Origin of the sequence: Dyella sp. 333MFSha, assembly GCF_900102405.1 — a bacterium.
Lineage (GTDB): Bacteria > Pseudomonadota > Gammaproteobacteria > Xanthomonadales > Rhodanobacteraceae > Luteibacter > Luteibacter mycovicinus.
Map to the genome: position 1 here is coordinate 66,691 of NZ_FNBR01000001.1, position 11,724 is coordinate 78,414.

General features: G+C 65.8%; 12 protein-coding genes. All 12 read left to right on the forward strand.

Features of this window, described 5'->3' with window-relative positions; translation table 11 throughout:
- Positions 1-72: 72 nt before the first annotated feature.
- Positions 73-1,551 carry a flagellin N-terminal helical domain-containing protein gene (locus BLT40_RS00310; RefSeq protein WP_090350657.1) on the forward strand — a complete coding sequence of 493 codons (1,479 nt, stop codon included), beginning with the start codon at positions 73-75 and terminating at the stop codon, positions 1,549-1,551.
- Between the two features lie 134 nt (positions 1,552-1,685).
- Positions 1,686-3,050 (forward strand): flagellar filament capping protein FliD, encoded by a 1,365-nt coding sequence (gene fliD / locus BLT40_RS00315; protein WP_090350660.1) that lies wholly within the window; start codon positions 1,686-1,688, stop codon positions 3,048-3,050.
- Between the two features lie 20 nt (positions 3,051-3,070).
- Positions 3,071-3,487: a flagellar export chaperone FliS gene (gene fliS / locus BLT40_RS00320; RefSeq protein ID WP_090350664.1), complete on the forward strand. Its 417-nt coding sequence runs from the start codon at positions 3,071-3,073 to the stop codon at positions 3,485-3,487.
- On the forward strand, positions 3,484-3,780 hold the full coding sequence (locus BLT40_RS00325; protein WP_051943373.1) for a flagellar protein FliT: 297 nt from the start codon (positions 3,484-3,486) through the stop codon (positions 3,778-3,780). Before fliS ends, BLT40_RS00325 begins: the two co-directional genes overlap by 4 nt.
- A 29-nt stretch (positions 3,781-3,809) precedes the next feature.
- Positions 3,810-4,385: a PilZ domain-containing protein gene (locus tag BLT40_RS00330; protein ID WP_090350667.1), complete on the forward strand. Its 576-nt coding sequence runs from the start codon at positions 3,810-3,812 to the stop codon at positions 4,383-4,385.
- Between the two features lie 291 nt (positions 4,386-4,676).
- A complete protein-coding gene (locus tag BLT40_RS00335) occupies positions 4,677-6,101 on the forward strand; it encodes a sigma-54 dependent transcriptional regulator (RefSeq protein ID WP_090350671.1) in 1,425 nt (474 codons plus the stop codon).
- 67 nt (positions 6,102-6,168) lie between these two features.
- On the forward strand, positions 6,169-6,498 hold the full coding sequence (gene fliE, locus BLT40_RS00340; protein ID WP_036111201.1) for a flagellar hook-basal body complex protein FliE: 330 nt from the start codon (positions 6,169-6,171) through the stop codon (positions 6,496-6,498).
- A gap of 51 nt (positions 6,499-6,549) precedes the next feature.
- Positions 6,550-8,262, forward strand: a complete 1,713-nt coding sequence (gene fliF, locus BLT40_RS00345) for a flagellar basal-body MS-ring/collar protein FliF (RefSeq protein ID WP_090350674.1) — start codon at positions 6,550-6,552, stop codon at positions 8,260-8,262.
- Positions 8,263-8,275: 13 nt separating this feature from the next.
- Positions 8,276-9,265 (forward strand): flagellar motor switch protein FliG, encoded by a 990-nt coding sequence (gene fliG, locus BLT40_RS00350; RefSeq protein ID WP_239709175.1) that lies wholly within the window; start codon positions 8,276-8,278, stop codon positions 9,263-9,265.
- Positions 9,265-9,930: a FliH/SctL family protein gene (locus BLT40_RS00355; RefSeq protein WP_052191361.1), complete on the forward strand. Its 666-nt coding sequence runs from the start codon at positions 9,265-9,267 to the stop codon at positions 9,928-9,930. Before fliG ends, BLT40_RS00355 begins: the two co-directional genes overlap by 1 nt.
- The gene (gene fliI, locus BLT40_RS00360; RefSeq protein WP_090350677.1) at positions 9,927-11,288 is read left to right on the forward strand and encodes a flagellar protein export ATPase FliI; all 1,362 of its coding nucleotides are present in this window, start codon (positions 9,927-9,929) and stop codon (positions 11,286-11,288) included. The genes BLT40_RS00355 and fliI overlap by 4 nt, the downstream gene beginning before the upstream one ends.
- Complete coding sequence (fliJ, locus tag BLT40_RS00365; RefSeq protein ID WP_036111212.1) at positions 11,288-11,722, forward strand: flagellar export protein FliJ; 435 nt, start codon at positions 11,288-11,290, stop codon at positions 11,720-11,722. The genes fliI and fliJ overlap by 1 nt, the downstream gene beginning before the upstream one ends.
- Positions 11,723-11,724 lie beyond the last annotated feature (2 nt).

Below are 11,724 nucleotides of genomic sequence, written 5' to 3' on the forward strand. Positions count from 1 at the left end.
CTTCACGGAACCCCGCCGGACTACGCCGCACAACCTCCGGCATTTCGGTTCCGCTTAAAAAGGATCAATCCCATGGCACTGACCATCAACACCAACATCATGTCGCTGAATGCTCAGCGTAACCTGAGCACCTCGCAGACGAAGCTCTCGTCCGCGATCGAGCGCCTGTCGTCGGGTAACCGCATCAACAGCGCGAAGGACGACGCCGCCGGCCTCGCGATCTCGACCCGCTTCACGACGCAGATCAACGGCCTGAACCGCGCCGTGCAGAACGCCAATGACGGTATCTCGCTGTCGCAGACCACCGAATCGGCCCTCGACGAAGTCACGAACAACCTGCAGCGCATCCGCGAACTGGCCGTTCAGTCGACCAACGCTTCCAACTCGTCTTCGGACCGCGCGGCACTCGACGCCGAAGTCCAGCAGCGTCTGTCGGAAGTTACGCGTATCGCCACGCAGACCAACTTCAACGGCATGAAGGTCCTGGACGGTTCCGCCCAGAACCTCAGCTTCCAGGTCGGTGCCAACGTCGGTGAAGTGATCACCGTCGGCCTCGACAAGGGCATGAAGTCCAATCAGGTCGGTCAGCTGGCTTCGCAGACGGTCGACGTCTCGTCCAACTTCACCGTCGCCGCCGATGCCGCCGCTACCAAGGGCACCTTCACGTCCGACGCTTTCACCGGTGCCGACTACTCGGGTGCCGGTAACGCCAAGACCTTCAAGGTCGGCAACACCAACATCACGCTGAACACCGATCTGTCGGGTGACACCGATGGCAGCGCAACGGCTGCGGCGATCCAGGCCCAGCTCACGAGCGCCGGCGATACGTCGGTCGCCGTGACCGCCGCGGGCGGCAAGGTCGTCTTCACCGCCGGCACCGCCGGTGCGGGTGCGGCTCCGGCCCCGACGGGCGCTGGCGCCGCGATCTTCGGCACCGGCACGGCTGTTGCCGGTACGGACGCCGTGAAGGCGGGCGATGCCAAGTCCCTGACCATCGCTGCGGGCGCGGCTGGCGCCAGCATCCAGCTCGCCGACGGTACCAACTTCTCGCTCGCCGGCACGTACAAGGATGCTCAGGGCCTCGCCGACGCCGTCAACTCGAAGTCGGGTTCGGGCATCAGCGCCTACGTGAGCTCGGATGGCAAGAGCCTGACGATCTCCTCGGCCACGGGTTACACCGTCAGCGGTACGCAGGCCGGTACGCTCGGTATCACGACGCAGGCCGTCAGCACGACCTCGACCCTGGCCGATTCCAGCGTCAAGACGGTCGACGATGCGAACAAGACGATCAACCGCATCGATGCCGCGCTGCAGTCGGTTTCCGATCTGCGCTCCACCCTCGGCGCGGTGCAGAACCGCTTCGAGTCGACCATCTCGAACCTGCAGAACATCTCGCAGAACCTGACCTCGTCGAAGTCGGCCATCACCGACGCCGACTTCGCTCAGGAAACGGCGAACATGTCCTCGGCTCAGATCCTGCAGCAGGCCGGCGTCTCGGTCCTCGCCCAGGCCAACCAGAGCCAGCAGATCGTCACCAAGCTCCTCCAGTAATGGTGACACCGCCAACCCGGGGCATCCCCGGGTTGGCAGGGTAATTGCTTAGTTGTCCACGGCTGGCTCCCACTGGGGGCCAGCCGTCGACAAATTGGCGCCCCGGGCAGTGAGGCGTCTTCACGGAGAGTCTCATGGCCACCAGTAGCAGCACCGTTACGCTCGGATCCAGCTCCATCGACGTCGCATCCATCGTTACGAACCTTGTGAACAACAAGCGTGCGGCGAAGGACAGTCAGATCTCGACGGCTCAGACCAGCACCAGCACCCAGATTTCGGCGATCGGCAATTTCACCTCGTCCCTGACGAGCTTGCAGGCCGCCATCAAGTCCCTGACCGACGGCACCGCGTTCTCCACGCTGAAGACCTCGATCGGCGACTCCACCGTCCTCTCGGCGACGACGGATTCCACGGCCAAGGCCAACGTCTACAACATCGCCGTTACCCAGCTCGCTACCTCGCAGAAGACCACGTCGGGCGCGTTCGCCAGCGCCAGGACGACCGAGGTCGGCACGGGCACCCTGAGCATCGCGGTGGGTGACAAGTCCATGAGCGTCGATATCGCCTCGCCGGCGAACACGCTGCAGGACGTGCGCGACGCGATCAACAACTCCAAGTCCAATCCCGGCGTCACCGCCAGCATCGTCACCGGTACCGACGGCGCACATCTGGTGCTGACCTCGCAGACCACCGGTGCGGCCAACGCGTTCACGGTCACCTCCAGTGGCGGCGACGGCGGCCTGGCGCAGCTGGATTTCGATCCCGCGACGGATACCCCGACCATCAAGGCGCAGGACGCCTTGTTCACGGTCGACGGCACGGCGGCCAGCAGCCCCACCAATACGACCTCGACGGCGATCGACGGCGTGACACTGTCGCTTGCCAAGACCGGCTCGAGCAGCATCACCATCAGCAACGACACCAGCTCGGTCAGCACGGCGATGCAGTCGCTGGTCACCGCCTATAACTCCTTCGTTTCGACCTACAGCACGCTGACCAAGTACGACGCGACCAACCAGCAGGTCGGCGCCCTGATCGGCGATGCCACGGTCAATTCGATCAAGAGTCAGGTCTCCCAGCTGCTGGGTTCGCAACTGACCGGCGCCACCGCCAGCCCGCGCTCGCTCAGCGACCTGGGTGTGTCTTTCCAGGTCGACGGCACGCTGAAGTTCGACACCACGAAGCTGACCTCCGCGCTGAGCTCGAACCCGAGTGGCGTGAAGGACCTGCTGAGCGGCACCAACGGTATCGCGCCGAAACTCGACAAGCTGGTCACCGGCTGGACCTCGTCCAGCGGCATCCTGACCCAGCGCACCACCAATCTGAATGCCAAGCTCAAGGACCTGGCCGATCAGCAGACCGCCTGGGACTCGACCATGACCGACTACACGAAGCGCCTGACCACGCAGTACACGGCGCTCGACACCATGATGACCAAACTCAGCAGCACCAGCAGCTACCTCACGCAGCAGTTCGACGCGCTGACCAAATCGTCCTGATCGCAGGACAGGAAACCGACATGGCACTTGGATACTCCCGCGGCGCTGGCGCCTACCAGCAGGTCCGCACCGGTGGCGGCCTCGAGCAGGCCGACTCGCACGGTCTCATCACCATGCTCATGGATGGCGGTCTGGAACGCATTCGCCTGGCGCTGGCGTGCATGGCCACGGGCAACGTCGCGGGCAAGGGCGAGGCCATCTCGAAGACGATCGAAATCGTCGGCGGTCTCCAGTCGGGCCTCAACCACGACGTGGCCACGCCGCTGGTTTCCCAGCTGGACGCCCTGTACGACTATATGAGCCGCCGTCTCGTACACGCCAATCTGCATAACGACGCCGAAGCCCTCGAAGAAGTCGCGCGCCTGCTCGGGCAGATCCGCGACAGCTGGGTGGCCATCCCGGTCGAGGCCCGTCAGGTCGCCGGAGCAGGCGCATGAACGACACCCTCTGGTGCGACCTCCCGCGCGTGCTCGACCTGACCGAGTCCATGCATGCGGCCGCCAGCGAAGGTCGCTGGGATGAGCTCACCGAACTCGAAGCCCAGCGCGAGCCTGTCCTGCGGCAGGGCAGCATGCGTCCGGCCCCGGAAACGCTCGAGTCGCTGAAGTCCATCATGTTGCTGGATGGCCTGATCAAGGACCTCGTCTCGGCGGCTCGCGACGAGACCGCGGCGCAGTGGGACACGTCCCGTCGGGTTCGCCGCGCCGTCGCCGCGTATAATTCGTTCTGATCGACACATCCTTTGGCGGGGACGGACGGATGACTGACGAAGCGTGGAAGGCATTCTCCGATCGCGTAGCCTGGGATTCCCGGTTTCACGCCACCTGTGAGATCACCGAGCGTCCCGATCCGGCCGCCCTGGCCTTGATCAACGACCGCAACACCAACGTCCTGGTCGCCGTGTCCGCCCTCATGGACCGGCGCAGCGACACTGGCGAGGACGACAGCCCCCTGACCCAGGAAGTGGCCCGTCTGGACGCCAAGCTCAACGTCCTGATGGAGATCGTCAACCGGCTCCTTCTGCCTCAGTCCGTCCTGCCACCCCGCATTCCGGTCCGTGTGAACGCCGCCGGCGCCGCCTTGCCATGGGACGGCCTGCCCGCCGTGGGCACCCCGGTGATGCTGAAGCTGCATTTCGACGTGTGCCGGGCCCTCCCGCTGGAGCTGCCGGGCGTTCGCCTCGCCGGTCCCACGGACGGCAAGGGCTTCATCGCCTTCGAGGGCCTGACGGAGTCCGTCCGCGACGGTATCGAGCGACTGGTGTTCCGCCAGCACCGCCGCCAGGTCGCCGAAGCACGAGCCCACGCACGGCCTCAGGACGGCTCGGGCGAGTGAAGTGACCTTTTACGTCACGTGACGTAGGAACGTCGCGTGGCGTCCTGCGTCACATTCGTGACGCGTGTTGTCAGGGCTGACACCAAGGGGCGCCCTCACGCCGTCATCACTTGCCGAAAAGGTTTTCCTCACACCTCCGCAAGCCCCGTACTTACGTGAATGTCGGCCTTGTGGCGCCAGAATTCCGGCGTTGGCACGCTCCTTGATTGATACCTTGCAACGAAGGCGACGGGATTCCATCGCGAACCCGCTCACGGGCCTTCGATCACACGCAACGTGAGGTATCTCAGGATGAAGTCTTCCAACTTTCTCGTCGTCGAATCCGACGCATCGCGCGCTGAAACCGTCGCTTCCGCGCTGGCTTTCCTGGGTTACCGTCCCGTGCTCGCTCATCGCATGCAGGCTGCGGACGCCGCCGAAGGCTGGCGCGCCGCTTATGTCGGTACGGTGGAAGACGAAGCCGAACTCGAAGGCTATCTGGCTGCCCTGGGTCGCCACGGCCGCAACCTGCCGCTCCTGGTCTCGGCCGATTCCCCGGTCGCCAGCGCGCTGATCGCCGGCGACGACGCGCAGAGCCTCAACGTCGAGCTGATCGACATGCCGCTCCGCTACGAGCGTCTGTCCGAGGCCCTGCGCACCCTGCAGTCGCGCATGCAGCCGGTCCAGAACCACCTGCGCTTCGTCGGCCAGTCCGGTCCCATGCAGCGCGTCAACGCGCTGATCCGCCAGGTGGCGCCGTTCGATTCGAGCGTCCTCGTGCTGGGTGAGTCCGGCAGCGGTAAGGAGCTGGTCGCCCGCACCATTCACGACTGCTCGCCGCGTCGCGACAAACCGTTCGTCGCGATCAACTGCGGCGCCATTCCGGCGGAACTGCTCGAGAGCGAACTGTTCGGTCACGAGAAGGGCGCGTTCACCGGCGCGATCAGCACCCGCAAGGGTCGTTTCGAAATGGCCGAGGGCGGCACGCTGTTCCTCGATGAAATCGGCGACATGAGCCTGCCGATGCAGGTGAAGCTGTTGCGCGTCCTGCAGGAGCGCGTTTTCGAGCGCGTCGGCGGTAACCGCCCGCAGCGCTGCGACGTGCGCATCATCGCCGCGACCCATCGCGACCTCGAAGGTGCCATCGAGCGCGGCGGTTTCCGGGAAGACCTGTTCTATCGCCTGAGCGTGTTCCCGCTGGAAATGCCGGCCCTGCGCCAGCGCCTCGAAGACCTGCCGGCCCTGATCGCCGAGTTCAACCAGCGCCTGCTGCAGCGTGGTCTGACCTCGGTGCGCTTCGCGCCGAGCGCCATGACCGCCTTGTGCCGTCACCCGTGGCCGGGCAACGTGCGTGAGCTGTCCAACCTGGTCGAGCGCATGGCCATCCTCATGCCGCAGGGCGAGGTCCGCGCGGCCGACCTGCCGGAAAAGTACCGGGGCGCACTGCGGATCGAGGAAGTATCGGGTGCGGCACTCATCGCGATGATGGAAGCCGAGCCGGAGCCGGTGGTCGAGACCTTCGGTTTCTCCAACGACAGCGATCCGGCGGTGCTGCCGCTCGGTGGCCTCGACCTGAAGGACCACCTGGCGGGTATCGAGATCGGCCTGATCCGTCAGGCGCTGAACTCGGCCAACGGTGTCGTCGCCCATGCGGCCAAGCTGCTGCGCGTCCAGCGCACCACGCTGGTCGAGAAGCTGCGCAAGTACGGCCTGTCGGAAACCGTCCAGGCCGGTTGAGTCGCGTCGGTTTGGCACACCTCGTGCATCGGGTGTCGGTAAGCCGATAACGCGTTGGAAAACCGTCATGACCACGATCGATGTGAACAGCCTGCTGCTCCAGATGCGCCGCATCAGCGCGCAGACCGAGATGCCCGCGATCCGGGGTGTCGGCGAAACGGGGCAGGCGGCGAAAGGTTCCTTCGGTGACGTACTCAAACAGTCGATCGACGGTGTCGCGCAGTCGCAGGCCAAGGCATCGCAGATGGCGTCGGCATTCGAGCGCGGGGACCCGGGTATCGATCTGGCGCAAGTGATGATTCAGGGCCAGAAGGCGGATCTCTCCTTCCGTGCCATGACCGAAGTGCGCAACAAGATGGTCGATGCGTACAAAGAAATCATGAACATGTCGATCTGATCGCGTTGATCCGATCCGGCATGAGCAACCTCACAGGATTCGAGTTTCCCCATGGCAGATAACGGCGTCGCCACCACGGACAGCAACACGGCCTCGCGCATGGACTCTTTGAAGTCCCTGTCGCAGACGCCGGCCGCCCGTCAGCTCTTCATGCTTGCCGGTATCGCGGGTGCGGTGGCGATCGGTATCGCCGCGGTCATGTGGTCGCGCGCACCGAACTACGGTCTGCTTTACGGCGGCCTCGAGCAGAAGGACGCCGCCGCGGTCACGCAGGCGCTGCAGGCCGGCAATACCCCTTACACGCTCAGCACGGACGGCAGTTCCATCTTCGTCCCGGCCGCCGACGTCGCCGGCGTGCGCCTCAAGCTGGCGGGCCAGGGTCTTCCGCAGGGCAGTGCCGCCGCCGCGCTGCCGCAGGCCGATTCGCCGTTCGGCATGAGCGATATGGCTGAGCGCTCGCGCTACCAGTCGCTGCTCGAAACGGACCTCTCCAACACCATCGCGGGTCTGCAGTCGGTACGTGGCGCGCGCGTGCACCTCGCGCTGCCGAAGCCCTCCGCCTTCGTGCGCGACAACAAGCCGGCTTCGGCGTCGGTGGTCGTGTCGCTCTATCCCGGTCGCCAGCTGGATCAGGGCCAGGTGGCCGCCATCGTTCATCTCGTGGCTGCCAGCGTGCCGGACCTCGATACGCGCCAGGTGTCGGTGATCGATCAGACCGGCAACCTGCTCACCGTCAGCGACCCGGACAGCGCCTCCGCGATCGGCGACAGCCGCCTTCGCCTGTCCAATCGCATCGAAGCCACCTACACGCAGCGCGTCGAAGACCTGCTCACGCCGCTCGTCGGCGCGGGTAAGGTGCGTGCCCAGGTCTTCGCCGACCTGGACTTCTCGCAGACGGAGAAGGCCAGCGAGGTGTTCAACCACGAGAACCCGGCGCTGCGCAGCGAACAGACCAGCAGCGACACGCGTACCGAGCCGAACGGCAACGCCGGCGTGCCCGGTGCGCTGAGCAACCAGCCGCCGAACACCGGTGGTAACCCGACGGCGGCCAACCCGGCCGCAGGCAACAGCAAGCCCGCCGCCGGCCAGAACGCCAGCACGCAGACCGCCGCCACGCCGACGCAGCAGTCGCAGAACGCGACGCGCAATTACGAACTCGATCGCACCGTCAGCCATGTCACGGACCCCGCCGGCAAGGTGGCGCGTCTGTCGGTGGCCGTGGTCGTGGACAACAAGCAGGTGCCGGACAAAGACGGCAAGATGAAGAGCGTGTCGTTCACGCCGGAAGAGCTGACCCGCCTGACCGAACTGACCAAGAACGCGGTGGGCTTCAGCGCGGACCGGGGCGACAGCGTCAGCGTCATCAATGAGCCGTTCCGTGCCGCCGTCGCCGAGGAAGAGCCGCAGGGCATGCCGTTCTACGAGCGTCCCGGCATGCTCGACCTGATCAAGCAGGGGCTGGGCGTGATGATCGCGCTGATCGTCGGCTTCTTCGTCCTGCGCCCGATTCTCAAGGGGCTGCTCAAGCCCGCGCCGATCGCCATGAACAACGTCGCGCTCGCCGGTCCGATGCCTTCGGTGTCGGTCATGGTGGACGACGACGACATGTCGCCGGATCGTGTCAGCACGTCCTCGCCGCAGCTGGGCTCGCCCGCGCTGCTGGCTTACGAACAGAAGGTGGGTCTCGCCAAGCGTATGGCCGCCGAAAATCCGAAGCAGATCGCGCAGGTCGTGAAGAGCTGGGTATCCGACGATGGCAGCTGAGTCGAAAGAGGCCCTGACGGGCGCACAAAAAGCGGCGATCCTGCTTCTCACCCTGGGTGAAGAAGACGCCGCGTCCATCCTCAAACACCTCGGCGCACGCGACGTGCAGGCCGTGGGCTCGGCGATGGCCGCGCTGAAGAACGTCAGCAAGGAGCAGGTCGAGCTGGTGCTCACCAAGCTTCAGGAAGACGTCGGTCAGCATACGTCGATCGGCGTGGGCACCGAGGAATACATCCGCCGCATCCTCGTCAACGCACTGGGTGAGAACAAGGCCGGCGGTCTCATCGACCGCATCCTGCTCGGTCGCAGCAGCAAGGGTCTCGAATCGCTGAAGTGGATGGAAAGCCGTGCCATCGCCGAGATGATCGGGCAGGAACATCCGCAGATCATCGCGCTGGTGATGGCGCATCTCGAGTCCGATCAGGCCGCCGAAGTCATCGGCTACCTGCCAGGCCGTACGCGCAGCGACGTGGTGATGCGTATCGCCACACTGGACGGTGTGCAGCCGCACGCGCTCAACGAACTCGACGAAATCATGGAACGCCAGTTCTCCGGCAACTCCAACAAGCTGAAGTCGGCGACCGTCGGTGGCCTCAAGGCGGCCGCGGATATCCTCAACGCGATGGAAACCTCGCGTGAGGCCGAACTCATGGCGTCGATCCGCGGCATCGATTCGGGCCTGGGTGAGCGCATCGAAGAACTGATGTTCGTCTTCGACGACCTCGCCGACCTCGACGATCGCAGCATGCAGACGCTGCTGCGCGAAGTACCTTCGGCGCGCCTCATCACGGCCCTCAAGGGTGCCGAGGTGGCCATTCGCGAGAAGATCTTCGCCAACATGTCCAAGCGTGCGGCCGACATGCTGCGCGACGACCTCGAGGTCAAGGGTCCGGTCCGTCTCTCCGAGGTGGATGCGGCACAGAAGGAAGTGCTGGCTACCGCGCGCCGCCTGGCTGACGCGGGCCAGATCAATCTCGCCGGTGGCGGGGAAGAGTTCGTCTGATGAGCCTTACCTCGATCCTCGCCCGCGAGCGCGTCGACCAGTTCGAACGCTGGGAGCTGCCCGTCGTGGGTGGTCCCGATCCGCGCGAGGTCGTCGAGCAGGAGGACGATGGTCCGCACCGGCCGACCGTGGCCGAGATCGAAGCGATCGAGCGCCAGGCTCGCGAAGAGGGTTTCCATGCCGGCCTGAGCGAAGGTCGTGCGATGGCGAAGCGCGAACTGGATGCACAGGTCGCGCGTCTCGACGCCTTGTTCGCCGCCGTGGAGCGCCCGTTCGCGGATCTCGACGCCGACGTCGCCGGTGATCTCGCCGTGCTCGCCACCGTCATCGCCGAGCGCGTGCTGGGATATGAGATCGCGACGCGCCCCGAAAAGATCGTCGACGTGGTTCGTCAGGCCGTCGACGTGCTGCCGGCTGGCAGCCGGCAGCTGAAGATTCACCTCAACCCGGCGGATGCCGCGATCGTGCGTGAGCACCGGTCGTCGGTCGATCACGAGGGTTCGATCGTCGACGACGCCGCGCTCGAGCGCGGTGACGTGCGCCTGGAGAGCGAGCACTCGCGCCTGGACGCGCGCCTCCGGACGCGCCTGGCCGCGGTGATCGACAGCGTGCTGGAAGGCCGTGTCGAAGAGGCGGAAGCCGATGCGCTGGACGAACCGGCATGAACGCCGAATCGCACACCGCCGGACGCGTCGCGCACTGGCGTCAATCGCTGGCGGCGCAGCGCGCAAGCGCCGAGGGCGTCAGCCCGATGCAGGCCGAAGGCAAGCTTCGCCGCGTCGTCGGGCTTACGCTCGAGGCCGTCGGCTGCGAAGCGCCGGTCGGTGCCCGCTGCATGGTGACCTCGGCGAACGGCAAACAGCTCGAAACGGAAGTGGTCGGCTTTTCCGATGGCCGGCTTCTGCTGATGCCCACCGGTGAAATGCACGGTGTGCTGCCCAATGCGCGCGTCACGCCGGTGGCCGCCGTGTCGGGCATTCCCGTCGGTGACTCGCTGCTCGGTCGTGTCATCGGCCCCGACGGCGTCCCGCTCGACGGCCAGGGTCCATTGCTGGCGCGCGACCGGGTACCGCTGCGCCGCGACCCGATCAACCCCATGCTGCGCCAGCCGATCGATACGCCGCTCGATGTCGGTGTGCGCGCAATCAACGCGTTGTTGACCGTCGGCCGGGGCCAGCGTATCGGCCTGTTCGCCGGTTCCGGCGTCGGCAAGTCGACGCTGATGGGCATGATGACCCGTTTCACCGACGCCGACGTCGTCGTGGTCGGCCTGATCGGCGAACGAGGCCGCGAAGTAAAGGAATTTGTCGACCATACGCTGGGCGAGGAAGGTCGCCGTCGCGCGGTGGTCGTCGCCGCCCCTGCGGACGCGCCGCCGCTCAGTCGCCTGCGCGGCGCTCAGGTCGCGACCGCCGTGGCCGAGCATTTTCGCGACCAGGGCAAGCGCGTCCTGCTGCTGATGGATTCGCTCACCCGTTATGCCCAGGCGCAGCGCGAGATCGCGCTCGCGATCGGCGAACCGCCGGCCACCAAAGGTTATCCGCCGTCCGTATTCGCGATGTTGCCGGCGCTGGTGGAGCGCGCGGGCAACGACGCGGAAGGTCGCGGCTCGATCACGGCGTTCTACACCGTGCTCACCGAAGGCGACGATTACCGCCACGATCCGATCGCCGACTCCGCGCGCGCCATTCTCGACGGTCATATCGTCTTGTCGCGCGACATGGCGGAAGCCGGTCATTACCCGGCGATCGACATCGAAGCGTCGATCAGCCGCGTCATGCCGGCGGTCGTCAGCAAGGATCACATGCGTTCCGCCCAGCGCTTCCGCCAGGTGTATTCGGCGTATCGCCAGCAGCGCGACCTCATCGCGGTGGGGGCGTACCAGAAGGGCAGCGATCCGCGTACGGACGAGGCGATTGCCTTGTATCCGCGTCTTTCGGCCTTCCTGCAGCAGGAAACCGATGTGCCGGTGGATCTGGCCGATGCGGAAGCCGGCCTCGTCGATGTCGCGAGGACTAACTGATGGCCTCGCGTGCCGACCGCCTGCAACCCGTTGTCGATATCGCCGCCGAGAAGGCGGAGGACGCGACGCGTGCGCTCGCCACGCACCAGCGGACGCTTGCCGAGAGCGAACAGCAGCTGGCCGAGCTACGTCGCTATCGCAACGAGTACGCGGCGATGCCCGATGGCATCGGCGTCAGCGCGTTGCTCAACCGGCAGCAGTTCCTGCAGAAGATCGACATGGCCATCGTGCAGCAGATGAGCGAAGTCCAGCGTCGTGAGCAGGGGCTCGAACGAGCGCGCCAGTCGTGGGCGGAGGCCCGCGGCCGTGCCAAGGCGCTCGAGTCGGTGACCACCAGGTATCGCGACCAGGAACGTAAGTCACAGGATCGTCGGGAGCAGGAACAGGCCGACGAGCGCTCGCAGTACCGCCGTAACCCGAGGGGCTCGGCATGATC